This window comes from Candidatus Pelagibacter sp. Uisw_092, assembly GCF_047729545.1.
Taxonomy (GTDB): Bacteria; Pseudomonadota; Alphaproteobacteria; order Pelagibacterales; family Pelagibacteraceae; genus Pelagibacter.
Genome location: NZ_CP159824.1, coordinates 989,230 through 1,014,126 on the forward strand (window position 1 = coordinate 989,230; position 24,897 = coordinate 1,014,126).

Below are 24,897 nucleotides of genomic sequence, written 5' to 3' on the forward strand. Positions count from 1 at the left end.
TGTTTTGACTTATTAGTTAGCTTTAACTGTAACTGATCTTCTGTTTTTAGACCAAGCTAATGGACTAGATCCTGAGTCTACAGGTCTTTCTTTACCATAGCTTAATACTGAAATTCTGTCTGAAGAAATTCCATATGTCATTAAATAGTCTTTTGCTGAATTAGCTCTTCTTTCACCTAATGCTAAGTTGTATTCTCTTGTACCCCTTTCATCAGCGTGACCTTCTAATACTACATTAACATCTGAATTTTTTCTTAACCATGAGGCTTGCTTTCTTAAAGTTTCTCTTGAAGCAGTAGTAAGAACTGTTTCATTTGTTGCGAAGAAAACTCTGTCTGGAACACCTGAGGCTAAGTATTCAACTGAGTCTGTTCCAGTATAAACATCTCCCTGCATCATTCCTGTTGTTGTTTTTTTTTGCGTTGCACAAGCTGTTAACACTAAACTAGCAACTAGTATTAAAAATCCATTTTTTAAAATTTTACTTAAGTTCATTTTTGCTCCTTAAATCTTGTTTGATTTACTTAACTTTTTCACAACTAAATAGATGTTTCAAGCAAAAAATCAACAAATTTTGCGTTAATTACCTAATAATGATGACCATGATGGGTCAGATGCATCTGTTTCAGTTTTAACTAACTTTTCATTATAACCAGTTAGATCGATAGACCATAATTTGGCTGAAAAACCTTCTCCTTTTGAGTTTGTTTTAGTCTCTCTGTAAAATATCAATACCCTTCCATTAGGAGACCAGGATGGAGCTTCTTGGTAAAAATTTTCTGTTAATAACCTTTCACCACTTCCGTCAGGTCTCATTACCCCAATATAAAACTTGCCTTTGTGTAGTTTTGTAAATGCAATTAGGTCTCCTCTGGGGGACCATACTGGTGTTCCATACAAACCGTTACCAAACGAAATCCTTTTAAAATTTTTTCCATTACTTTCCATAACATAAATTTGTTGATAGCCACTTCTGTCAGAGTTAAAGGTAATATACTTTCCATCAGGCGAATAAGAAGGAGACGTATCAATTGAAGGATGGTTTGTAATTCTTTCTACAATTCTGTTCTCAAGGTCCATAGTATAGATATCTGAGTTTCCATCTTTAGCAAAACTCATTATAATTTTCTTACCATCTGGAGAAAATCTTGGAGCAAACGTCATGCCCGGAAAGTCTCCAACCACTTCTTGCATTCCAGTTTCAATGTCTAATAAATAAACTCTAGGTAAATTTCTAAAATAAGAAAGATAGGTAACCATCTGATTTGTTGGACTAAATCTAGGTGTTAAAACTAATTCATTTCCAAGGGTTAAAAATTTATTATTAAAACCATCTTGATCCATAATAGCTAATTTTTTTATTCTATTAGTTTTTGGTCCTTCTTCTGAAACATAAATTATTCTGGTATCAAAATAGCCTTTTTCTCCAGTCAATCGTTCATAGACTTTATCTGTAATGATGTGGCCCACTCTTCTCCAGTTACTTGGAACAGTAGTAAAAGCTAGTGCCATCATTTCTTTTCCAGCTAAAACATCCCATAGTCTAAATTCAACTCTTAACTTTTCATCCACAAATGTAACTTTTCCAGTTATTAAAGCTTGTGCTTTTATCAAATTCCAATCTTCAAACCTTGGTTTTAAATTTGCGATATCAGGCTTTTGTAAGAATGCATTTTTATTTAACGGATTAAATAATCCTGATTGTCTTAAATTATTTTCAACAATCAAGGATATTTCAGATCCTAGGTTTTTTTTTTTTAAAATCTTTTTAAAATTTTCTTTTGAATTGTCGTCTATTGAAAGAGGAGAAACAGCAACAGGCAGGGGACTTAAATTTCCCCTTGTGATATCAACTTCAATCAAAGCGAAGGCTTTGATTGGAAATATGAATAGTAATATAAATAAATATCTAAAAAACATTTTATCCTTCCAGCATTTCTCTTGCATCAAAATTTAATTGTAACTCTTTCCATTTTTCATAGCCAGTACTAGGTACTCTAAGAGGTTGACAGAGTTTTACTGCTCTTAAAGCACTTTCAGCTAAAACTTTATAAAATCCTTGTCCTGGCTTATTCATTCTAACGTGATCAAGAATCTCAGAACCTATAATAGATCCATCTGGTTTTAATTGTAACTTAATTCTAACTAATAAATTTTCATTATATGGTAAGCCTAAAGGAATACTCCAGCATCCAAAAATCTGAGCTTTTAAGGCGTCCTCTTCACTTAGTGACAAACCTCCAAAATCTATACTTTTATCTTGATCTTGGGTTATTTTATCAGTTTTTTTGTTTGTCTCTGCACTTTCAACTTGTGATTTATCAATTAAAGCCGCAATATTACTTGGATCAAATAAATCTTTTTTTTCAAATTCTGAAACTTGCTTAACTTCAGTTTCTACTTTTTCAGGATTTTGTTTTTCCTCCTTTATTTCTTTAACTTTGTCTATTTTTTCATCTGGTAATGGGATTGCATCCTGTTTTTCTTTTTTGACTGCTTTTGGTGGAGCTTGCTCTGAAACAATTTTTTTTTCTTTTTCTTTAACTTTTTCAATTATTTTTTTTGCTTTAGGTGCAAATGGAATATTGGTTTTATCAGTAATCTGAATAAGCTCAACTGAAACAATTGGTGGTAAGTCAATTGGTTTTTTAGAAAGAAAAGGTAGGCTCATAGCTGTAATTAATACAAAAAATATATGAAGCCCAAAAGAAATAAAAATATTTCTATTCACTTTTATTACCTCTCTTTGTATGGTTCGGAAATTAATGCTACTTTAGTAAAACCAGAGCCTGATAGCATTCCCATTATTTCTAAAACTCTACCATAGTTTATTGATTTATCTCCCCTAACATAGATCCTTGTATCTGTTCTATTTTTAGATACAGCTAAAATTTTTGCAGTAATTTTATCATATTCAACTTTAGATTCTTGAATAAATATCTCACCTTTAGAATTTATTGATAAAGTTAATGGTTCTAATTCTTCTGGTAATGTATCTGCAGAACTTTCTGGTAAATCAACCTGAACTCCTACTGTTAATAGTGGTGCTGTTACCATGAATATAATTAATAAAACCAACATTACATCTACAAAAGGAGTAACATTTATTTCGCTCATAGGTTCTTTGGATGAGCGGTTTAGTTTAAAAGCCATTTTATATTATTGATAAAAATCTTTTAGAAAAGTTTTCTAATTTTTGTGAATATTTTTTTGAATCATTATTAAATTTATTGTAAGCAACAACTGCAGGAATTGCAGCCAATAATCCTAGCGCAGTTGCAAATAAAGCCTCTGCTATACCTGGTGCAACAATTGCTAAACTTGTGTTTCTTGAAATTGCAATTGACTGAAACGAATTCATTATTCCCCAAACTGTTCCAAACAAACCAATAAATGGAGCTGTAGAGCCAACGGTTGCTAAAAATGTAAAACCTTTATCAATTTTTGATATTTGTTTTTCAATATTAACCTCTAACACGCTTGTCATTCTCTCATTAAGGTTAGTTTTGTTTTTAGCTTTTAATAAAGTTTGCATAGAATCTTTAAATAATAAGCCCATAGGATTTTCTAAATTTATTGGCAAATTATTATAAAAAGTTTCAGCTGATTTTGATTTCCAAAATTTTTCCTCAAACTCTTCTGATTCTATGTTTATTTTTTTAAATAATCTAAATTTCTCAAAAATAATTGCCCATGAATAGATTGAGCAAGCGATAAGCATAAGTATTACTGATTTTACAATAAAATCTGCTCTTAAAAACAGACTCCATAATGAGAAATCAGTATTTGATGCTAATCCTACTGCTTGTGATGTGATATCTGCTTCCATGACTATGATTTCACACTTAAATGTGTCATGAATTTGACTATATAAGACTTAATTTATTCATCTAATTTATAAGTTTCGTAATAAAAACTAGCTATTAAGATTGCATCTGCTTTGTTTGAATCCTTTTTTCTTGATAACTCTGAAGAAAAGTACGGAAATACCTCAATTGCTTTAGTTCTGCTGGCATCTTTCTCTGAATTAATAAGATTAAAATATTTTTTCCACTTTGTGGGTCTAACAAAATACATGGGCAATTGCATTGCAGAACATATTCCTTTTAAAATTCCAAATGATTGACCGAAATTAAACATACTGGTAACTCCTTGGCCAGGCATGGCTGAAACCTGTTCTATCACAACTTTAATATTTTCTTTTGTTATAGCTTTAGTTCTTAAAAAGATTTCATGAAAAACTTGAGCACCATTAACTTGTTTTTTATTTTTTTTTCCTTCTAGCATATTTGGCATTTCTACTACATCAATTATTTTTCCATCTTGAAAAAAACAAATAGAGCCTGTTATACCTGGGTCAATTCCAATTATAAGCATTAATTATTTTTAAAATTTATATTTGAATAAACATTCTGAACATCATCATCATCTTCTAAGGTTTCTAAGAATTCAATTGCAGATTCCTCTTTATCCTTGCTAACATCAACACTGTTTAGAGGTATCCATTCAATTTCTGTTGAAATAAAATTTGTAATTATTTTTTCAAGGTTTTTTTTTACATTATAAATTTCATTCATTGGGCATTGTATTTCATGAAAATCTTCATATGAAATACACTCCTCAGCCCCCGACTCGATAGCTAATTCAAAAATTTGTTCATCTGATATTTCTTTTTTATTAATCTTAATAATACCTAGTTGACTAAAATTATGTGATGCAGAACCTTGAGTTCCCAAATTTCCACCACTTTTTACAAATATAGTTCTTACATTAGAGGCAGTTCTATTTTTATTATCTGTTAATGCCTCTACGATTACAGCTATCTTGTCTGGGCCAAATCCTTCATATCTTAAATTCTCATAATTAGTTTCCGAATTAGTAGATGATTTGGCAATAGCTCTTTCAATATTATCTTTTGGCATATTAGCTGACTTTGCAGCTTGAATTGCAGATCTAAGTCTTGGATTCATATCTGGATCTTTATCACCTAATTTTGCTGCCACACTAATTTCTTTTGATAGTTTAGAAAAAATTTTAGATCTTTGCTTGTCAGCCTTACCTTTCGAATGTTTTATACTTGCCCATTTTGAGTGACCTGACATAATAATTAATGAGAATTCTTTAATTCTCCTCCATATATAAAATTTTGTATATTTTTTGCTAATCCTGTTTCTATATCACAATCAACAATGACACCACACAAAGTAGCTTCTCCTATAGCTGGGAAGTGTTTGGTAGATTTTTTTTTTAAAAATCTATTTATTGAGTTTTCCTTATTCATACCAATTACAGAATTATAATCTCCACACATTCCCGCATCAGTTTGATAAGCTGTACCTCCTATTAGCACTCTTGTATCATTTGTTGGTATATGCGTATGGGTACCAACTACTAGCGTGGCCTTACCATCAAAAAAATGTCCCATAGCTGTTTTTTCACTTGTTATTTCTCCATGAAAATCAACTACCAAAAAATCATAATCTTTTTTTAATTTATTTTTTTTTATAAATTTTTCGGCTTCTTCAAAAACATCTTCACATTTTTTCATAAAAACATTTCCCATCAAATTTAGGACTCCCACCTTCATACCATTTTTAGCTATAAATATTCCAAATCCTTTTCCAGGTGAGGGTTCAAATAAATTTTTAGGTCTTAAAAGTCTATTTTCTCTTTCAATATGGGACATTGTTTCCTTTTGATCCCATACATGATTTCCTGTTGTAATTACATCAACTCCACAATTAAAAAAATCTTTACAAATCTCTTCTGTAAGTCCCACTCCAGAGTCTGCAGCATTCTCACCATTAATAACAACAAAATCAATTTTTTCTTCCTTTACTTTTGAAAGTAAATTATTCAAAACTACTGAACGTCCAGAAATACCAACTACATCACCTAAAAAAAGTATTTTCATTCTATAATATATTCACTTGTTACAATGTAATCTAATTTTTGATCATATTTATTGATAGGAATTTTTTTTATTTCTTGAACAGAAAAAGCCAAACCTATCTTTATAATTTTTTTTTTATTTGACAGTCTTGCAATAAAACGATCATAATATCCTCCACCATACCCTAGTCTATTTAAATTTTTATCAAAAGCTAACAAAGGAATCAATAAGATATCTGGGTAAACTAACTTTTTAATTTCTGGTTCTGGTATTCCATAATTATTAATTTTTAAAGGATCAGAAAATTTCCAGTTATAAAAGTCCATTTGAAAGTTTTTTTTTATTATTGGCAATGAAATCTTATAATGATTTTTTTCAAGCCTTCTCAATAACTCAAGATCATCAACTTCAAAATTTACTGGAAAGTATCCACCTATATTTTTTTTTTTATCTTTTTAATTAAATTTATAATATCCCTAAAATTAATTTTACTATTTTTTTTATTACATGTTTCTCTAATTTTAAGAATTTTTGTTCTTAATTTCGTTTTTGACACAAAATTATTGAACTGGGTTTTCTAAATTTGCTTTTTCAACAAAATTTTCAATTTCATTGGCAGCTTCTTCAATTATTTTTTCATAATCTTGTTTATTTTTTTCAATTTCTTTTTTAAAATCTTCATAATCTTGGGATAATTGTTTCATTTCTTCTTCTTTATTATCTTTATATTCATAAACTAAAGATTTTAATTCTCTAAACCTATCTGACAGATTTTTTAATTCATTTTTTTTTAGCTCAATTTTTTTTTTAGTTTCAAAATATTCATCCATTATCTTAACAGAAGTAATTAATAGAAGTTTATTCTCACCTATATTTCCAAGGTCATTTTTTAGATTGCTAAATTTTTCATTGATATGGGTAAGTAGCTCTTCTAAATGTTCTTCTTGACCGTCGTCACAAGACAGTAAAAAATCTTTACCATTAAACTTAATATTTACATTTGCCATTTATCTATTTCTTCCAATAAAGTATCTGTTTCTTGATTTAATTCATCAATTTTTTCTGAAAATTCAGTCTCCTTTTTTTCTCATCCAATTGTTGTGCGTTTATATCTTCTAACCTTTGATTTAGTGCCTTGTGCTCATTGATTAGATTCTGATATTTTTCTTCAATTTCTTTTTTTTCAATTTCTAATTGATTTTTCTGAATATTCAAATTTTCTAAATTAATTTTTAGTGTTGGATTTTGTAAGTTTAAACCTTTGAGCTTATTAAGAGCAAAAAAAAGTTTTTTTTCTTTTTCACTGTCTGTTTTCATATATATATATTTATAATATTAAATTGAGTATTTGAAGTCTAGATAGGATAATTTTGAACAAACTACATAAAGATTTATCAAACGCAATAAGGTTTTTGTCAATAGATGCTGTTCAAAAGGCAAATTCTGGGCATCCTGGCATGCCTATGGGGATGGCTGATGTAGCAACAGTATTGTTTAAAAACTTTCTAAAATTTAATCCAAAAAACCCTAATTGGCTTAATAGAGATAGATTTGTTTTATCAGCAGGACATGGGTCTATGCTTCTTTATTCTTTACTACATTTAACTGGCTATAAAAGTATCTCTTTAAAAGACATCAAAAATTTTAGACAACTAAAATCTATTTGTGCAGGACATCCTGAATATCACCCTGGTACTGGAATTGAAACTACAACTGGTCCACTTGGGCAAGGGATTGCTAACTCGGTTGGATTTGCTATTGCAGAAGAAATTTTGAAAGAAAAGCTAGGTGTAAAAATAATAAACCACAAAACTTATGTTTTAGTTGGTGATGGGTGTTTAATGGAAGGTATCAGTCATGAGGCAATGAGTTTGGCTGGCCATTTAAAATTAAAAAACCTAGTAATGCTTTTTGATAACAACTCAATATCTATAGATGGGCCAACTAACTTAGCGGTTTCAGATAATTTCAAAAAAAGATTTGAAAGTTATGGTTGGGATTATATTCTAATTAATGGTCACAATGAAAAAGAAATTTTTAAAGCATTAAAAAAAGTGCAGACTGCAAAAAAACCTACTGTTATTTCTTGTAAAACTAAAATTGGTTATGGATCGCCTAATAAATCAGGTAAGGCTTCTTCACACGGAAGTCCTATTGGTATAGATGAAATCAAGCTAGTTCGACAAGTTCTAGATTGGAAACATAAGCCTTTTGAAATTCCAAAAAATATTTTGAACGAATGGAAAAAAATTGGTAACAAAGGCATTAAACTTGAGTCTAATTGGAACAAAATTTATAAGAAGAAAAAACAAGCCATAGATAGAGTGTTAAAAAATAACTTTTCTAAAGCCTTAAAATCAGAAAAATATGATTCTATCAAAGAAAATAAAAGTTTAGCTTCACGAAAGTCATCTGAATTAACTCTGAATGCTCTCACTAAAGAAAACAATACTTTAATTGGTGGATCGGCTGATTTAGCTGGTTCAAATAATACTAAAACAAAATATCATAATATCATTAAACCTGCTGACTTTAATGGTGATTATATTCACTACGGGGTAAGAGAACATGCAATGTCTGGAATAATGAATGGTCTTGCTCTTCATAGTAAATTTATTCCTTATGGTGGTACTTTTTTAATATTTTCAGATTACTGCAAACCTTCAATTCGTTTGTCAGCATTAATGGGGCTGCGTGTTATTTATGTAATGACACATGATTCAATTGGTTTGGGCGAAGATGGGCCAACACACCAACCAATCGAACAACTATCTGGATTAAGATCTATACCTAACTTGAATGTATTTAGACCTGCAGATAGAATCGAAACTATTGAATGTTGGGAAGTAGCATTAAAAAATTCAGGAACACCAAGTGTATTATCTCTAACCAGACAAAGCCTTGACCCCATTAGAAAAAAATATTCAAACATAAATAAGTGCTCTTTTGGAGCCTACGAAGTTTTAAGAACTAATAAAAAAATTAATTTAACAATACTTGCTAGTGGTTCTGAGGTTAATTTAGCAATTGAGACTAGCCATAAATTAGCCAAAGAAAAAATATATGCTAAAGTTATATCGATACCGTGCCAAGACCTTTTTGATTCACAATCGAAATCGTATAAACAAAAAATTCTTGGTGAAACGAAGTTTAAAGTGTCTATTGAAGCAGCATCGACAGATTGCTGGAAAAAATATGTTGGAACAGAAGGTTTATCTTTTGGAATTGATGCATTTGGTAAAAGTGCACCATATAAAGAAGTTTATAAATACTTTGGATTAACAGCTGAAAATATTTCCAAAAAAACTAAAAATCTAATAAAAAGTTAAATATGACAGTAAAAGTTGGAATTAATGGAATGGGAAGAATTGGCAGAATGGTAATACGGGCAATTATCGAAAGTCAAAATAAGAATATAGAAATTAAACACATTAATAACCGATCTAATTCTGAGATAAGTTGTGCCTTAATAAAATACGATTCTATTCATGGTAAATTTAATGCAGATTTAAATTTTGATGAACATCATCTAATTATAAATAAAAATAAAATTACATTTTCTCAGGAATCTAATATTGAAGATATAAATTGGAAAAAATTTGATGTTGATTATGTTTTTGAGTGTACTGGAAAATTTAACTCTAAAGAAAAATTATTATCACATATTAAAAATGGAGCAAAAAAAGTTATTGTTTCAGCACCATGTAAAAATGCAGACAAAACAATTGTCTATGGCGTAAATGAAAATATACTCACAAAGGGGGATCAGATAGTCTCAGCAGCTTCGTGTACAACTAATTGTCTAGCACCAGTTGCAAATGTTTTAAATGAAAGTTTTAAAATTGAAAAAGGATTCATGACTACTATTCATGCTTTTACTAGTGACCAAAGAATTTTAGATAATTCACATAAGGATCCGAGAAGAGCAAGATCTGCTAGTCAGTCAATTATTCCAACATCTACAGGGGCTTCAAAAGCAATTGGTGTAATTATTCCCTCGTTAAAGGGAAAGCTTGAAGGTGTTGCCATGAGAATTCCTACACCTAATGTTTCATTAATAGAACTTGTTTTTTGTACAAAAAAAGAAATAACAAAAGAAAAAATTAATGATGCTTTTACTATTGCTTCTAAAAAACAATCTAAAAGAGTTTTAGAAATTACTTCAGAAAAACTAGTGTCAATTGACTTTAACCACAATTCAGCTTCAGCAATTATAGATGCTTCTTTAACAAATGTAGTTGGTGATAAAATGGGCAAAATTTCGGCGTGGTATGATAATGAGTGGGGCTTCTCAAATAGAATGTGCGATATTGCCGAATACCTTCATAAAATTTCTTAATGAGAAGTATAAAAGACGAACTAAATCTTAGTGAAAAAAAAATACTGCTAAGACTGGACCTAAATGTTCCATTAGATAAGGGGAAAATTACTGACTCAACAAGAATAGATAAAATCATTCCAACTATTAGTTTTTTATTAAAAAATAAGGCTAAAATCATAATATTATCTCACATAGGGCGGCCCAAAGGTAAAATCATAGACAGTCTTTCTCTTAAACCTGTATGTGAAGATTTAAAAAATAAATTAAATGAGAATATAAAATTAATTACCAAAAATCTTAAAGAAATAGATTCTGCTGATTTGTTCAATAATCAAGGTGTAAGAATTATAATGCTAGAAAATCTTAGATTTTATGACGAAGAAGAAAAAAATGATGATGAATTTGCAAAACATTTGGCAAGTCTAGCTGACATATATGTTAATGACGCTTTCTCTTGTTCACATAGGGCTCATGCTTCAATTTTTGAAATTACAAAATTTCTTCCTTCATATGCAGGCCTTCAATTAAATTTGGAAATTGATGCTTTAACTAAAATTACTTCTGAGATTAAAAAACCTATAACTTGTATTATTGGTGGTTCTAAAATATCAACTAAGATTAATATTATTAAAAACCTGATTCCTAAATTTGATAATATTATAATTGTTGGAGGAATGGCTAATAATGTACTAAAATACAAAGGCTATAATATTGGCAAATCTATTCAAGAAGATAATTGTGATAAAATAATTGAAGAAATATTTTTACTTTCAAAGAAAGAAAACTGTAAAATAGTTTATCCTGAGGATGTCACTGTAGGAAAAAACTTGAATGGATCGCCAGAAGTAAAAGAATTAAATGATGTTTCTGAAGATGAGTTAATTTTAGATATTGGCCCTAAATCAATAAAAAATATTAATAATATAATTGAAGAAAGTAATACTATTTTGTGGAATGGTCCTGCTGGTTACTTTGAAAATCCGAGTTTTGCTAAAGGAAGTTTAGAAATTATGAAAAAAATTATTGAAAAAAGTATAGCTAATAATATTTATTCAGTAGCAGGTGGTGGAGACACAGTTGCTTTATTGAATAGTGTGGACGCAGTTAATAACTTTGATTTTGTTTCAACTGCTGGTGGAGCCTTTTTAGAATACCTTGAAGGAAAAGAACTTCCTGGTATAAAAGCTTTAAATTAATATGTCTGAATTAAATAAAATTGCTTTAAAAATTTTATCAAATAGTAAGGGTATCCTTGCGGCTGATGAAAGCACCGGCACCATGACTAAGAGACTTGAGGCTATAAATGTTCCATCATCTTCAGAAAATAGGCTTTTATTTAGAGAAACACTTTTCTCTTCTGATGGAATGAAGAATTATATTGGTGGGGTAATTTTGTATGATGAGACAATTAAACAAACTTCAAGTTCAAATAAAACTATACCAGAACTAATTTCTTCTTCTGGTGCCGTTCTCGGAATAAAAGTAGACATTGGTGCAAAGATTTTAGCAGGTTCACCGGAAGAAAAAATTACAGAAGGTTTAGATGGCTTAAGAGAAAGATTAAAAGAATACTACAAATTTGGAGCTAGATTTACAAAATGGAGGGGGGTTTATAGTATTTCAGATAAATACCCTAGTAAATTATCAATTTTTTCCAATGCTCATGCTCTTGCAAGATACTCTGCACTTGTTCAAGAGTGTGGAATGGTTCCAATAGTAGAACCAGAAATTTTAATGGATGGAAGTCATTCAGCAGAAGATTGTTTTGAAAAAACCTCAGAAGTAATTAAAAAATGTTTTGAGGAATTAGCACTTCATAATATTGATTTGACTGGAATAATTTTAAAACCAAATATGATTCTACCAGGGAATAAATCTGACAAAAAAATATCAAATGATGAGGTTGCTAAACTCACCTTAAAATGTCTTAAAGAAAATGTGCCAACAGATGTGCCTGGGGTAGCATTTTTATCCGGTGGTCAAACAGAAGTACAAGCAACTGAAAATTTGAACTTAATTAATAAGTATAACGATACAAATTTTATTATGACCTATTCATATGGAAGAGCTTTACAACAAAGCGCACTTAAGTTTTGGGCAAAAGATATTAAAGATATTAAGGGCACACAAGAGGTCTTTAACCACAGAGCTAATATGTGTACGCTTGCAGCTCAAGGAAAATGGACTAGAGAACTTGAAGACAAATAAGACAAATAAGAAATTTGTTTATTTGATTTCACCTGATAAAATTAAAAATAATAATTTTTTTTCAAATTTAGATTCAGTATTAAAAACCCAAAAAGTAAATTTTTTTCAGTTAAGATTAAAAAAAGAAACAAACATAAATAAATTATTAATTGGAAGAAGAATAAAAAATATTTGTAAAAAATACAAAGTTAAATTTCTAGTAAATGACGATCCAAAACTAGCCAAGAAACTTAATGCTGATGGCTGTCACCTAGGTCAAAAAGATATGAATATCCCTAGAGCAAGAAAGATAATAGGAAATAAAATTATCGGTATTACTTGTCATAATTCAATTAAATTAGCGAAGAGCGCTATTAAAGATGGTGCTAATTATTTAGCTTTTGGAGCATTTTATTCATCTAAAACTAAGATAGTTAAATATAAAGCCAGTTTAACAATATTAAAGACTGTTAAAAAAATAACATCCCTTCCAATAGTAGCAATTGGTGGCATAAAGCTTAATAATTATAAAAAACTCTTATTGAATAAAGCTAACTTTTTAGCTATTTCAGGCTACATTTGGAATAATAAAAAATACAAACCATTAGAAGCTATTAAAAAATTAAAATGAAATTATACGCAAGTGAAATTAGAGTTGGAATGTTAATTGAATACAAAAATGATCTTTGGCAAGTTTTAAAAACTCAATATGTAAAGCCTGGTAAGGGTGGTGCTTTTGCTCAAGTTGAAATGAAAAGTTTAAACAAAAATACAAAATTAAATGAAAGATTTAGGTCAAGTGAGTCTGTAGAGAAAGCTTCTGTAGATGAAACTAAATTTAATTATCTTTACGATGATGAATCTGACTACCACTTTATGAATCCTAAATCTTATGAACAAATTAATATTAAGAAAGAAGTTGTTGGAGAAAAAGGAAAATTGTTAACTGAAAATTTAGAGGTGAACATAAGTTTTTATAATGAAAGTCCTTTAGCAGTAGAATTACCTAATCAGGTCACATGCACAATTGATACAACAGATGCTGCTCTTAAAGGACAAACAGTTTCTTCATCTTATAAACCTGCGACTCTAGACAATGGAATAAATATTCAAGTACCTCCCTTTATTGAAGGTGGAGATAAAATCATAGTTGATACTAGAACTATGGAATATATTAAAAAAATATAAATCACATGCAATCAATATCAGCCAATCTTAATATCATGATAAAGGCTGCGGAAAAAGCTTCTAGAGCTTTAATTAGAGATTTTGGAGAAATAGAAAAACTTCAAGTATCAATTAAAGGACCTACCGACTTTGTGTCAAACGCTGATCTCAAAGCTGAAAAAATAATTATAGAAGAATTAAAAAAAGCAAGACCTTACTACTCTATTATCAGCGAGGAAGATGGTTCTGAGTCAAATAAAGATAAGAATAATACTTGGATAATAGATCCTATAGATGGCACTACAAACTTTTTACATGGAGTTCCACACTTCGCAATATCTATTGGGCTAAAATCTGGCGATGAAATAGTTTCAGGGTTAATTTATGATCCAATAAAAGATGAAATGTTTTATGCCGAAAAAGAAAGTGGTGCTTTTTTTAATAACCAAAGAATCAGGGTTTCAAAAAAGAGAGAGCTTAATAGCTGCTTGTTTGCTACAGGAGGTTCATCTAAAGATGAAGTTGACCTACCTTTAAGGAAATCTGGAAGTGCAGCCCTTGATATTGCCTATGTTGCAGCAGGAAGATATGATGGTTACTTTCAAAATGATCTTAATTTATGGGATATAGCAGCAGGTATAATAATTTTAAAAGAAGCTGGTGGCATGATTAATGAAATAGACCTTTCTCAAAATAAGAATATCCAAATAAGAGCCTCTAGCATGGCAATTAATGAAAAAATGCTTGAAAAATTAAAGAACTTTTAATTGTTTTATAAAATTCTTTTGCTATAAGTCACGATATGAAAAAAGACATACATCCAAACTACCACACAATTAAAGTAGAAATGACTGATGGAACTCAATTTGAAACAAGATCAACTTGGGGGAAAGAAGGTGAGGTTTTAAAATTAGAAATTGACCCAAAGTCTCATGCTGCTTGGACAGGTGGAAAGCAAAAACTAATGGATAAAGGTCGTGTTAGTAAATTCAATAAAAAATTTCAAAACTTCAGATCAGAAAAAAAGGATTAAATGTCTAACGTACCATTAATGCCAATGGCAACTGCTGTTTGGCTAGTCGAAAACACAACACTTACATTTAAACAGATTGCAAAATTTTGTAACCTACATGAAGTTGAGGTGCAAGGTATTGCTGATGGTGAAGTTGCGAAAGGAATAATGGCTTATAATCCCATCATATCTGGTCAGCTTACTAGGGAAGAAATTGAGCTTGCATCAAAAAATGAAGACAAGGATCTTCAGATAAAAAATACTGATATTCAAATTTCAACTGAAGATAAAAAAATTAAAAAATATATTCCTTTATCTAGAAGACAAGATAAACCTGATTCTGCTTTATGGTTGATTAAACAACATTCATTATTAAAAGAATCACAAGTGGCAAAACTAGTTGGAATAACTAAAGCTTCAGTGACTGCAATTAAAAATAAAAGTTATTGGAATTATAACAACTTAAATCCTAAAGATCCTGTTGCATTAGGGCTTTTTTCACAGAAAGATCTAATTGAAGCAATCGAAAAAGCTGAAAGAAGAGTAAAAAGAGAAAAAAAAGAAAAAGAGAAAGCCAAACAAAGACGAGAAGTTTCAAATATTGAATAAATTTAATAGACATCAAAATTTTATAGTGATAATTAGTCATTCTTAAAAAAAACTTATGAAGATAGAAGTCAAAGATAACAACATTGAACAAGCCCTAAGAGTCCTTAAAAGAAAGTTGCAACGTGATGGCTTTTTTAAAGTTGTTAAGCTAAAAAGTGTTTATGAAAAACCGTCTGAGAAAAAAAAAGAATTCTGCAAGAAAATATAAAGAGGGTTAAGAAGCTTAATAAGCTTAAAAATAGAATTTAAATATACCGCGGGGTGGAGCAGTCTGGTAGCTCGTCAGGCTCATAACCTGAAGGTCGGCGGTTCAAATCCGTCCCCCGCAACCAATTTTAATAACAAATTAATTAAATTTTAAAATTAGATTTTTTGCTATCAATTAAAAATGCTTTAACAGTTTCTTTCGTAAGTTCATCAAAAGTTTTTCCAAAGTTTTCAATTTTTTCAATAGTTACTGGTGGAATTGTAATAATGTGACATCCCAATTGTTTTGCTTGCAAGTAATTATAGGGTTCTCTAACACTAGCCCAAAGTATTTCTACATTTTTAAATTTCTTTGCTAAAGCTATACTTTTTTTAAATTCTGGAACTGGGTCTTTACCAGTATCCCCTGCTCTACCAGCAAATATTGAAATTATAACTTTAGTCTTCTTATTAATTAATCTTAGAATCTTTTCTGTTTGTTTTGCACTGTAAATTGCTGTGATATTAAGTTTAATATCTAAATTATTAAGCTCTTTAATAATTTTTCCCATAAAAATACCTTTGGAGTTCGAAACTGGAACTTTTACATAAACATTCTTTCCCCATGTATTAATCTGAAGAGCTTGTCTTTTCATCTCTTTATAGTTGTCAGCAAACACTTCTAGTGAAACAGGTTTGTTATTACAAATTTTTAATATTTTCATTGAATAAGATTTATAATCTTTTGCTCCAGCTTTTCTCATTAAGCTGGGATTAGTCGTAAAACCTTTAACTATTTTTTTCTTATTAAACTTCTTTATTAAATCTAATTCTGCAATGTCACAAAATATTTTTGTTGTCATTAATTTTTAAAGGTTTTTAGTTATATCCTCAGTCATTTTTTTTGCATCTGCAAATAACATTAGCGTGTTATCTTTGTAAAATAATTCATTATCAATTCCAGCATAGCCAGGAGATAAACTTCTCTTTACAAATAATACTGATTTGCACTTTTCAACATCTAATACAGGCATCCCGTAGATTGGACTTTGTGGATCTGTTTTTGCAGCTGGATTTGTTACATCATTTGCTCCAATTACAAATGCAACATCTGCATTAGCAAAATCATTGTTAATTTCTTCAAGTTCAAAAACTTCATCATAAGGAACGTTTGCTTCAGCTAACAACACATTCATGTGCCCTGGCATTCTTCCTGCAACAGGATGGATTGCATAAGTAACTTTAATATCATTTTTCTTTAACGTATCTACCATCTCTCTTAGTGCATGTTGTGCTTGAGCTACAGCCATGCCATATCCTGGAACAATTATAACAGATGATGCATTTTTCATTAAGAAAGCTGCGTCTTCCGCATTACCACTCTTAACTGGTCTTTGATCTTTATTACCAGTTGATGTTGATTGTTCTGTTGCACCAAATCCCCCTAAAATTACATTAAAGAAAGAACGGTTCATACCTTTACACATTATATAAGATAAAATTGCACCCGAAGATCCTACAAGTGCACCTGTTATAATTAATGCAGTATTTTCTAAAGTAAAGCCAATTCCTGCAGCAGCCCAACCAGAGTATGAATTTAACATTGAAATCACCACAGGCATATCTGCTCCGCCGATTGGGATGATTAATAAAAATCCTATTAAAAATGAAACTGCTATTAATATCCAAAAGAAATTGGATGACTGCGATGTACAAAGTAAGTAAGTTAAAATTAGAATTGAAATTAACAATAAAGCATTAAGAAAATGTTGTCCTTTAAAAGTGATTGGTGACCCTGACATTATTCCTTGTAGTTTTAAAAAGGCAATTATTGAGCCTGAAAATGTTATAGCACCAACTGCAGCTCCAATTGACATTTCAATTAAGCTTGCAAGTTTAATAGCTCCAGGTGATCCTAGGTTAAATGCTTCAGGATTTAAGAAAGCTGAGATTGCAACAAAAACTGCCGACAAACCAACTAAGCTATGAAATCCTGCTACTAGCTCTGGCATAGCCGTCATTGGTATTTTGTAAGCTATGAATGCTCCTATAAGACCACCTACTAGTAAAAAAATTAGTACATAAATTAGTCCACTAGAAAAGCTTCCGACCGATAAAAAAGTAACAGTGATGGCTATAACCATTCCTAAAATTCCAAAAAAATTACCCCGTCTTGAAGTTTCTGGTGATGAAAGGCCTCTTAATGCTAATATAAATAGAACTCCTGAAACTAAATAAAATATTGCTGATAAATTTGCTGACATAATTATTTATTTTTCTTCTTTTTTTATACATTTGAAGCATTCTTTGAGTAACCAAAAATCCTCCAAATATATTAATTGCAGCAAGTGATATTGCTAAAAAACCAAGAATATTCGAGATTGTAAAAACATTGTCTGCACTTCCTGCTAAGCCTGCAATTATAGCACCAACAATAATTACTGATGATATTGCGTTAGTAACTGACATCAATGGTGTGTGCAAAGATGGAGTTACACTCCACACAACATAATAACCAATAAAAATTGATAAAATGAATATACTTAATCTAAATATAAAAGGGTCTATTTCCATAAGTCTATTTTATTAAAGTTTTTTCAATTATCTCATCTTCTAAATTAATATTAATTTTTTTATTTTCTTTATCATATAAATTGGACACAAAATTAAATACATTTTTTGAATATAAGTTTGAAGCTGAAACAGGAAGCTTATTGAGAATATTTGTTTCACCCATAATCTTTACTCCATTTTTAACTACAATTTTATCGACTTCTGTAAATTCAGCATTTCCACCCTGAATTGCAGCTAAATCATAAATGACAGATCCAGAATTCATATTATCAATCATAGAACTTTTGATAATTAATGGAGCTTTTTTTCCTGGGATTAAAGCTGTACATATCACAATATCAATCTTCTTAAGAGTTTCGGCTAAAAGATCTTCTTGTTTTTTTTTAAATTCTTCAGATACTTCTTTTGCATAACCACCTTCAGTTTCAAGATTTTCAGATCCCACAACTGTTAAAAATTTCCCACCTAAGCTTTCAACTTGTTCTTTTGAAGCCATTCTTACATCTGTTGCAAATACGATAGCACCCATTCTTTTTGCTGTTGCAATAGCTTGAAGACCTGCAACGCCCGCACCTACCACCAATACCTTTGCTGCTGGAATTGTACCTGCAGCAGTCATCATCATTGGAATTGCCTTTTCAAAGTTTGCAAATGACTCGATTACTGCTTTATAACCAGCAAGATTAGCTTGTGAAGAAAGTATATCCATTGATTGAGCCCTGGTTATTCGAGGTAACATTTCTAAAGAGAAAACATTAATATTTTTTTTAGATAAAATTTCTATTTTTTCTTTATTAGCATAAGGGTTAAACACACCAACGAGAGTTTGGTTTTCTTTTAAATTTGAAAGATTTTCTTCAGATAGTAGGCCTAACTGAATAATTACATCTGCATTTGCTAAAGTTTCAACTTCATTATTAGAAATCTTAACTCCTAATTCTTTATAATCATGATCCTTAAATCCTAGATGTTCTCCATATTTCTCAACTATAGAAATTTCAAAACCAAGAGCTATGTACTTTTTTGCAATCTCAGGAGTGATTGCAACTCTTTTTTCAACACTACGATTTTCTGAAACTGAAACGATTCTCATAAAAGAACTTTATAATAAGAATATCGCCATTAGAACTAAAACTGCTATTACCGCGACAGTTCCCCACAATACAAATTTAGTGAAGTTATTCCAGACGCTTTTATGGTTTTCATTATCCATAAAAACTATTTTTGTCTTGCTTTGAATTTTGGATTAGTTTTATTGATTATATAAACTCTACCTCTTCTTCTAACTAACTTAGAGTTAAGGTCTCTTTTTTTTAATGATTTTAATGAGCTTTTAATTTTCATAATATTTTTTTATAGCCGGCAATGTCCTACTCTTCCGTGTCTTAAGACAAAGTACCATTGGCGCTGAAGGGCTTGACTTCCGAGTTCGGAATGGGATCGGGTATAACCCCTTCGCAATAATCACCGGCCACAGTGTTATAACCAAAATAAAACTTTTGTAAACAATCAATTATTCTTCAATTTCAGTTAATTTTAATGAAATTAGCTATATAATCTTTCAACTGAACTTTTCCAAAAATTTTATAGACTTTATTAGACAAATTCATACTTGTCAAAGCTGACGCATATCTCTCACCTCTTCTTTTAGGAAGTAATTTAATTTTAGAATTAAACATTCTTGCTACTTCTAATATGGTGTAACTTTTTTTATTAGAGATGCTGTAGTGCCTACATTTATTTTTTTTCCAGGCATAATAACAAGTATCTATAGTATCTAAAATATGTGTAAACCTCCTGGACTGTGTGCCCGGCTTTACGACGGTAATAGGAGCTTTTTTTTTAAATTGATCTTCAAAGATACCTATAACTGTTGCCATGCTTCCTGTTTTAATTTGTCTAGGTCCATAAACATTATAAAAATATATAATTTCATATTTAAAATTATACCAAATTTTCAAATTTTCTAACATTTCTAGATTTTTTGCTTTTGTAAATGCATATGGTGAAAGGTTTTTGTCTTTTCCATTATTTCCTATACTTGCTGAGGTTGCTGAATAAATTAGCTTGATTTTATTTAAAAGACAAAAGCTAAATACTTCATGAGAACCAATTGTATTAGAATTAATACATTCACTCATCTTAAAAAAGCTTTGATATATTCTTGCAAATTCACCAAAATGAAAAATAGAATTAATTTTTTTTTTATAGGGACTTAAGACTTTAAAGATATTTTTTGTATGAGACTTCAAATATTTTATTCTTTTATTTTTAATATGATTTTTTTTACCTCCAGAAGAGTAGTCATCAATACTCAGAATATTATATTGGGTTTTATCTATTAAAAGATCAATCAAATTAGAGCCAACAAAACCTGCGCCCCCAGTCACTACAACAATATTTTTCATTTTTATTAGTTTCTCAAATAATCTTTATAAGCTTTAAGCATACCATTTTTTAAATCTGTTTGAGCTTTCCAGCCATACTTTTTTGCTAAGGTAACGTCTAAAATTTTTCTTGGTGTTCCGTTTGGCTTTGTTAAATCATATTTAATTTTTATTTTTTTATTTGGCACTATTAACTTAAGCATTTTTTTTGCGTACTCATCAATTGTAAAATCTTTACCAGTGCCTATATTAATAATTGTCTCTTTAATATTTTTATTCATAAAAAAAATACAAGCATCGGCAATATCATCAACATAAATAAATTCTCGCTTTGCTTTACCATTCCCCCATAATATTAATTTATTATTATTTTTTATTTTTAATTTGTGAACTTTTTTAATCAAGGCTGGAAAAAAGTGTGAGTTTAAACTGTTATAATTATCATTTGGCCCAAAAGTATTTGTTGGCATCAAACACTTATAATGCATTTTATATTGCATATTATAACTTTCACACATTTTAATCCCAGCAATTTTAGCTATTGCATATGCGTCATTAGTTTTTTCAAGTGGTCCTGTTAGTAAGTAGTCTTCTTTTATGGGTTGCCTACACATTTTAGGGTAAACACAACTCGATCCAAGAAAAATTATTTTTTTTATGCCCACAAGATACGCAGAATTAATTAAATTTGATTGAATTGACAAGTTTTCAAAAATATACTGTGCTTTATATTTGCTGTTAGAATAAATTCCACCTACTTTTGCAGCTGCTATAAAAATAAAATCAGGTTTATTTTTTTTTAAAAATTTAAAAACTTTTTGTTGATCTTTTAAATCAAGTTGTTTTCTGGTTCTAAAAATAAGGTTTTTATAACCCTTTAACTTTAACCTTCTAACTATTGCACTACCAACCAAACCATTGTGTCCAGCAATATAAATCTTAGAACTTTTATTAATCATTTAATATTTTTTTCATTTCATGACTAACCATTTCTTTGACTAAACCTTTGATTTTCACTTTTGGAACCCATTTTAAAATTTTTTTTGCTTTTGATGGGTCTCCTAACAAGGTATCTACCTCTAAGGGTCTATAATATTCTTTATCACATAAAACTATTGGTATATTTTTATCAGCATAACACCTTGAATTAATTCCTTTTCCCTTCCAAATATATTTCATTTGCAGTTCATTTAGAACAAGGTTAACAAATTGCTTTACTGAATATTGCTTTCCAGTTGCTATAACAAAATCTTGTGGTTTTTTTTGTTGCAACATTTTCCACATTGCTTCAACATAATCTCGTGCATGCCCCCAATCTCTTTTGGCTTCAAGATTTCCTAAAAATAATTTTTTTTGTTTACCAATTTTAATTCTACAAAGAGCGTTCACAATTTTTCTTGTGACAAATGTTTCCCCACGTCTAGGACTTTCATGGTTAAACAAAATTCCATTACACGCAAAAATATTATAAGCTTCTCTATAATTAATTGTAATCCAGTGTGCATACACTTTTGCTACACCATATGGACTTCTTGGATAAAAATCAGTTTTTTCTGTTTGAGGAACTTCTCTTACTTTTCCAAACATCTCAGAGGTTCCTGCTTGATAAAATTTTGTAAATTTTTCTAAACCATGAAATTTAATTGCTTCTAATATTCTTAAGGCACCAATTGCGTCTGCATTGGCAGTGTATTCTGGAACCTCAAAAGAAACTGAAACATGTGATTGAGCTGCCAAGTTGTAAATTTCATTGGGTTTAATTTTTTTAATTAAAGTTGAAACAGAAATTGCATCTGTGATGTCCCCATAATGAAGATAAAAATTTCTTTTTTTTTCATGAGGGTCTTGATAAATGTGGTCAATTCTTAGGGTATTTAAAGATGATGATCTTCTTTTTACTCCATGAACTAAGTAACCTTTATTAATCAAAAATTCTGCTAAGTACGAACCATCTTGACCAGTAATACCAAAAATTAGAGCTATTTTATTATTTTTTTTCATACTTACTTATCTTTATCCATCTAAATCAATTGAGATCATTTTAATAGTTTTTTTTTTTTTTTATGATTTTCTTATATATTAATCATTTTTGTGCTGTTTATCATTTTGATATATATATTCGAATACTTTTCTAAATGGCATATTAATTTTATAAATTTGACTAAAATTATTCATTTTTAAAATTTTATGTATGTCTGTGAACGTATAATTTTTTTTAAGCATAAGGTCATAATGATGCTCAAAATATATAAAGTTAACATCTTTAATACTTTCTCCTAGTCCTTTAAGGATTTCATATTCATAGCCCTCTGTATCAATTTTTAAAAAATCAATATAATTAATATTTTTTAGCTTAATGTATTCTTGAAATTTAGTTAAATGAATTTCAACTTCATCATAAATTTTATTATTTCCAAAAAAATTTAATAATTTAAATTTCTTTTTATAGTACTTAGAGTCTTCATCTATATCTTGTATTGTTGAAGAAGATGTTTCACAAAATTCTTTAATATTTATTTTTTTGTTTTCATTGCCTAGGGCTATGTTTTCTAAAATTATATCAGTATTGCCATATTTTTTTTCCAAAGCATTCTTTCTAACTAAAAGTTTTTGAAAGTTTTTTGGAGAAGCTTCAAAAGAAATAATTTTATTAATTAAAAAATTTTCAGAAAAAAGGTCAATTGTTTCACCTGTATGAGCACCAACATCTATAAGTAAATCTATATTTTTTAATTTAACTTTTTTTTTTAAAAAATTAATTAATTTTCTTTTATGGAAGAAATCAAAAAAATCAAGAATAAGTAATACTATCTTCATTATTTTTTATTTGTGTAAATAATTTTTTTAAATTTTATATTAATCTTTCTTGTTTGTCCTAGGCAACTATCTAAATCTTTTTTTTGTTTACACAACATGTTTTTATTTAAGATGTCTTTCATTTTTTTTTCTATACGAAAATCATCAATACTTGTGTTGTAAAATGCATAGTTTAGAGGTTTATATGAATATTTTATATGTTCATTATAAATTCTATTAACATTTCTAGTAAAAAATATTGTTACAGTAATCATCACAATGATCGTACTATTTCTTAAAAATATATCCGAATAAATATCTCTTCTGTCTAAGAAACTGGAGATCGGAATAAAAAAAAACAATGCTATAAGAGAATAACCTCCATATCTTAATGATGGGTGATTATAAAACCACTCAATTAATAATAATAAAATTACAATATAAATATTTTTTAAATTAATGCCTTTATGATTAATCTTTTTTTTTATATTTAAAAAGAACACATTTATGATTAATACTAGTGCTAATATTCCATATAAAAAATCAGAAACTTTATTGAAAAAATATGTATCTACCCAATTGCTAATCCAATTAAAACTATTAATATATTCTAGAGGATTGCTGGCTCTAAAATTTGGATTGGCACCAGCTTTTGACCACAATTCATACCAATTATTCATTTGTTTAACTTCAGAAACGGGTATTGACCAAGACATTGTATCTAAGCATGTAAAATAAATGGGATATACAATACACCCAGAGCTAAAAAAGTTCGTTATCAGTATATAAAATATTAAGAGACTAAATAAAAAAAATATTTTATTCCATACTAGAAAAATAAATATATCAAACAATTTTTTTTTATGTCTTCTAACATAAAAAAATAATGGAATTAGAACTATAAAATAAAGAAAGTAAAAAGCTTTAAAAGAAACAATAAGGCCTAACAAAAGATAAATATATATTAAGTTGTTTTTATTTAGTGATTTTAAATTTAAAAAATAAGCTATCTCAATAAAAAATAATAAAATTAATATTTGAGCTGATCTGTCAGTGCCATGCTCTCCTATTCTATAAAAAAAAATATTAATAAATGCAAAGGCAAATAAACTTAAAACTCTTACAAAATTGTTATTTATTTTAAATTTTTTTTTGGATAAATTGTTATAAATATTGTGTAAAAATATTATATTGGAATAACATAAGATTAAAACAGCACCCATGTTAAAAAGATAATAATCAACCAATGGCAAATAAAATAAAGAATTAAGATAAAAAATTGAAGATGGTGTTCTAAACCCATGACCAAAATTACCTAAACCTATAGATAAATCGTTTTGTGTTAAGAAATATGTATATGGAAAATGATAGTAGGAGAAATCATCGTGATTTTTAAAAATTAAAAATGAAATAAATAAAATAAGCAAAACAATTAAAACTATAACCGTTTCTTTTAAAGCAAAATTTTTATTTCTATAAAAAAAAAATAAATAACTTAGAAACCCAACTGTAAGAATAAATAAGTTGTGTAGTTTGAAATGAGGGATAAATATATGGCTTGTATATGAATAAATAATTAATAAAAAAACACCAAATAATCCAGCATAGCCAAAGTTAAAATTTAAATAATTTTTGATAGTCAACCTTTGAAAAACTAAACCATACCCTATCAAACTAAATGGAATAAAAAAGAACCAAAAAACTAATAATAAAAAAGTGTTATTCATAAATAAATTTTATGTAATTTTATTTTTTAGACTTTATG

General features: G+C 29.0%; 30 protein-coding genes, 1 tRNA gene, 1 rRNA gene and 2 pseudogenes. 11 read left to right on the forward strand and 23 right to left on the reverse strand.

What is annotated here, in order from left to right:
• Positions 1-12 precede the first annotated feature (12 nt).
• The 11 genes from pal to ABXT63_RS05540 all read right to left on the reverse strand — a co-directional run bounded on the left by pal (position 13) and on the right by ABXT63_RS05540 (position 7,210).
• Positions 13-495 carry a peptidoglycan-associated lipoprotein Pal gene (pal, locus tag ABXT63_RS05490; protein WP_415320575.1) on the reverse strand — a complete coding sequence of 161 codons (483 nt, stop codon included), beginning with the start codon at positions 493-495 and terminating at the stop codon, positions 13-15.
• An 84-nt stretch (positions 496-579) separates the two neighbouring features.
• Complete coding sequence (tolB, locus tag ABXT63_RS05495; RefSeq protein WP_415320576.1) at positions 580-1,920, reverse strand: Tol-Pal system beta propeller repeat protein TolB; 1,341 nt, start codon at positions 1,918-1,920, stop codon at positions 580-582.
• 1 nt (position 1,921) lies between these two features.
• Entirely contained in the window at positions 1,922-2,731 is an 810-nt protein-coding gene (locus tag ABXT63_RS05500) for a cell envelope biogenesis protein TolA (protein ID WP_415320577.1), read from the reverse strand.
• Between the two features lie 5 nt (positions 2,732-2,736).
• Positions 2,737-3,153: a protein TolR gene (gene tolR, locus ABXT63_RS05505; RefSeq protein ID WP_415320578.1), complete on the reverse strand. Its 417-nt coding sequence runs from the start codon at positions 3,151-3,153 to the stop codon at positions 2,737-2,739.
• Between the two features lies 1 nt (position 3,154).
• Complete coding sequence (gene tolQ, locus ABXT63_RS05510; protein ID WP_415320579.1) at positions 3,155-3,829, reverse strand: protein TolQ; 675 nt, start codon at positions 3,827-3,829, stop codon at positions 3,155-3,157.
• Positions 3,830-3,882: 53 nt separating this feature from the next.
• A complete protein-coding gene (locus ABXT63_RS05515; protein WP_415320580.1) occupies positions 3,883-4,377 on the reverse strand; it encodes a crossover junction endodeoxyribonuclease in 495 nt (164 codons plus the stop codon).
• Positions 4,377-5,102, reverse strand: a complete 726-nt coding sequence (locus ABXT63_RS05520; RefSeq protein WP_415320581.1) for a YebC/PmpR family DNA-binding transcriptional regulator — start codon at positions 5,100-5,102, stop codon at positions 4,377-4,379. Before ABXT63_RS05520 ends, ABXT63_RS05515 begins: the two co-directional genes overlap by 1 nt.
• A gap of 5 nt (positions 5,103-5,107) precedes the next feature.
• Positions 5,108-5,914, reverse strand: coding sequence for a TIGR00282 family metallophosphoesterase (locus ABXT63_RS05525; protein WP_415320582.1), 807 nt, complete (start codon positions 5,912-5,914; stop codon positions 5,108-5,110).
• The gene (locus ABXT63_RS05530) at positions 5,911-6,282 is read right to left on the reverse strand and encodes a 5-formyltetrahydrofolate cyclo-ligase (RefSeq protein ID WP_415320583.1); all 372 of its coding nucleotides are present in this window, start codon (positions 6,280-6,282) and stop codon (positions 5,911-5,913) included. The genes ABXT63_RS05525 and ABXT63_RS05530 overlap by 4 nt, the downstream gene beginning before the upstream one ends.
• 171 nt (positions 6,283-6,453) lie before the next feature.
• Positions 6,454-6,900, reverse strand: a complete 447-nt coding sequence (locus ABXT63_RS05535; protein ID WP_415320584.1) for a cell division protein ZapA — start codon at positions 6,898-6,900, stop codon at positions 6,454-6,456.
• 37 nt (positions 6,901-6,937) lie between these two features.
• Positions 6,938-7,210, reverse strand: a complete 273-nt coding sequence (locus ABXT63_RS05540; protein ID WP_415320585.1) for a 5-formyltetrahydrofolate cyclo-ligase — start codon at positions 7,208-7,210, stop codon at positions 6,938-6,940.
• A gap of 53 nt (positions 7,211-7,263) precedes the next feature.
• Between ABXT63_RS05540 and tkt the strand changes: the two genes are divergently transcribed.
• From tkt to ABXT63_RS05595, 11 genes and pseudogenes are all read left to right on the forward strand, one after another.
• A complete protein-coding gene (tkt, locus tag ABXT63_RS05545) occupies positions 7,264-9,222 on the forward strand; it encodes a transketolase (RefSeq protein WP_415320586.1) in 1,959 nt (652 codons plus the stop codon).
• Positions 9,223-9,224: 2 nt separating this feature from the next.
• Positions 9,225-10,232, forward strand: coding sequence for a type I glyceraldehyde-3-phosphate dehydrogenase (gene gap / locus ABXT63_RS05550; RefSeq protein ID WP_415320587.1), 1,008 nt, complete (start codon positions 9,225-9,227; stop codon positions 10,230-10,232).
• Complete coding sequence (locus ABXT63_RS05555; RefSeq protein WP_415320588.1) at positions 10,232-11,410, forward strand: phosphoglycerate kinase; 1,179 nt, start codon at positions 10,232-10,234, stop codon at positions 11,408-11,410. Before gap ends, ABXT63_RS05555 begins: the two co-directional genes overlap by 1 nt.
• 1 nt (position 11,411) lies before the next feature.
• Positions 11,412-12,422, forward strand: coding sequence for a class I fructose-bisphosphate aldolase (locus ABXT63_RS05560; RefSeq protein ID WP_415320589.1), 1,011 nt, complete (start codon positions 11,412-11,414; stop codon positions 12,420-12,422).
• Positions 12,409-13,032: a thiamine phosphate synthase gene (gene thiE, locus ABXT63_RS05565; RefSeq protein WP_415320590.1), complete on the forward strand. Its 624-nt coding sequence runs from the start codon at positions 12,409-12,411 to the stop codon at positions 13,030-13,032. The genes ABXT63_RS05560 and thiE overlap by 14 nt, the downstream gene beginning before the upstream one ends.
• Positions 13,029-13,589 (forward strand): elongation factor P, encoded by a 561-nt coding sequence (gene efp / locus ABXT63_RS05570; protein ID WP_415320591.1) that lies wholly within the window; start codon positions 13,029-13,031, stop codon positions 13,587-13,589. Before thiE ends, efp begins: the two co-directional genes overlap by 4 nt.
• Positions 13,590-13,594: 5 nt before the next feature.
• The gene (locus tag ABXT63_RS05575; RefSeq protein WP_415320592.1) at positions 13,595-14,335 is read left to right on the forward strand and encodes an inositol monophosphatase family protein; all 741 of its coding nucleotides are present in this window, start codon (positions 13,595-13,597) and stop codon (positions 14,333-14,335) included.
• Positions 14,336-14,370: 35 nt separating this feature from the next.
• Positions 14,371-14,601, forward strand: a complete 231-nt coding sequence (gene rpmE / locus ABXT63_RS05580) for a 50S ribosomal protein L31 (RefSeq protein WP_271512504.1) — start codon at positions 14,371-14,373, stop codon at positions 14,599-14,601.
• Positions 14,602-15,189: a cell cycle transcriptional regulator TrcR gene (locus ABXT63_RS05585; RefSeq protein WP_415320593.1), complete on the forward strand. Its 588-nt coding sequence runs from the start codon at positions 14,602-14,604 to the stop codon at positions 15,187-15,189.
• Between the two features lie 55 nt (positions 15,190-15,244).
• Positions 15,245-15,438: pseudogene (gene rpsU / locus ABXT63_RS05590) on the forward strand (30S ribosomal protein S21).
• 6 nt (positions 15,439-15,444) lie between these two features.
• Positions 15,445-15,521 (forward strand) — tRNA-Met (locus ABXT63_RS05595).
• An 18-nt stretch (positions 15,522-15,539) separates the two neighbouring features.
• Here the strand turns inward: ABXT63_RS05595 and ABXT63_RS05600 are convergent.
• From ABXT63_RS05600 to ABXT63_RS05655, 12 genes and pseudogenes are all read right to left on the reverse strand, one after another.
• On the reverse strand, positions 15,540-16,238 hold the full coding sequence (locus ABXT63_RS05600; protein ID WP_415320594.1) for a transaldolase family protein: 699 nt from the start codon (positions 16,236-16,238) through the stop codon (positions 15,540-15,542).
• A 6-nt stretch (positions 16,239-16,244) separates the two neighbouring features.
• Positions 16,245-17,639, reverse strand: coding sequence for an NAD(P)(+) transhydrogenase (Re/Si-specific) subunit beta (locus ABXT63_RS05605; RefSeq protein WP_415320595.1), 1,395 nt, complete (start codon positions 17,637-17,639; stop codon positions 16,245-16,247).
• 10 nt (positions 17,640-17,649) lie between these two features.
• Positions 17,650-17,949, reverse strand: a pseudogene (locus tag ABXT63_RS05610) (proton-translocating transhydrogenase family protein); the annotation flags it as partial.
• Between the two features lie 4 nt (positions 17,950-17,953).
• A complete protein-coding gene (locus tag ABXT63_RS05615) occupies positions 17,954-19,042 on the reverse strand; it encodes a Re/Si-specific NAD(P)(+) transhydrogenase subunit alpha (protein WP_415320596.1) in 1,089 nt (362 codons plus the stop codon).
• A gap of 9 nt (positions 19,043-19,051) precedes the next feature.
• The gene (locus ABXT63_RS05620) at positions 19,052-19,162 is read right to left on the reverse strand and encodes an aa3-type cytochrome c oxidase subunit IV (protein ID WP_415320597.1); all 111 of its coding nucleotides are present in this window, start codon (positions 19,160-19,162) and stop codon (positions 19,052-19,054) included.
• A 5-nt stretch (positions 19,163-19,167) separates the two neighbouring features.
• Positions 19,168-19,293, reverse strand: coding sequence for a type B 50S ribosomal protein L36 (ykgO, locus tag ABXT63_RS05625; RefSeq protein WP_006997331.1), 126 nt, complete (start codon positions 19,291-19,293; stop codon positions 19,168-19,170).
• A 13-nt stretch (positions 19,294-19,306) separates the two neighbouring features.
• A 5S ribosomal RNA gene (gene rrf, locus ABXT63_RS05630) occupies positions 19,307-19,421 on the reverse strand.
• A gap of 54 nt (positions 19,422-19,475) precedes the next feature.
• The gene (locus ABXT63_RS05635; RefSeq protein ID WP_415320598.1) at positions 19,476-20,357 is read right to left on the reverse strand and encodes an NAD-dependent epimerase/dehydratase family protein; all 882 of its coding nucleotides are present in this window, start codon (positions 20,355-20,357) and stop codon (positions 19,476-19,478) included.
• A gap of 5 nt (positions 20,358-20,362) precedes the next feature.
• Positions 20,363-21,295, reverse strand: coding sequence for a GDP-L-fucose synthase family protein (locus tag ABXT63_RS05640; RefSeq protein WP_415320599.1), 933 nt, complete (start codon positions 21,293-21,295; stop codon positions 20,363-20,365).
• Positions 21,288-22,337 carry a GDP-mannose 4,6-dehydratase gene (gene gmd / locus ABXT63_RS05645; RefSeq protein ID WP_415320600.1) on the reverse strand — a complete coding sequence of 350 codons (1,050 nt, stop codon included), beginning with the start codon at positions 22,335-22,337 and terminating at the stop codon, positions 21,288-21,290. The genes ABXT63_RS05640 and gmd overlap by 8 nt, the downstream gene beginning before the upstream one ends.
• 78 nt (positions 22,338-22,415) lie before the next feature.
• On the reverse strand, positions 22,416-23,153 hold the full coding sequence (locus ABXT63_RS05650) for an FkbM family methyltransferase (RefSeq protein ID WP_415320601.1): 738 nt from the start codon (positions 23,151-23,153) through the stop codon (positions 22,416-22,418).
• Positions 23,153-24,859, reverse strand: coding sequence for a hypothetical protein (locus ABXT63_RS05655; RefSeq protein WP_415320602.1), 1,707 nt, complete (start codon positions 24,857-24,859; stop codon positions 23,153-23,155). The genes ABXT63_RS05650 and ABXT63_RS05655 overlap by 1 nt, the downstream gene beginning before the upstream one ends.
• Between the last annotated feature and the right edge of the window lie 38 nt (positions 24,860-24,897).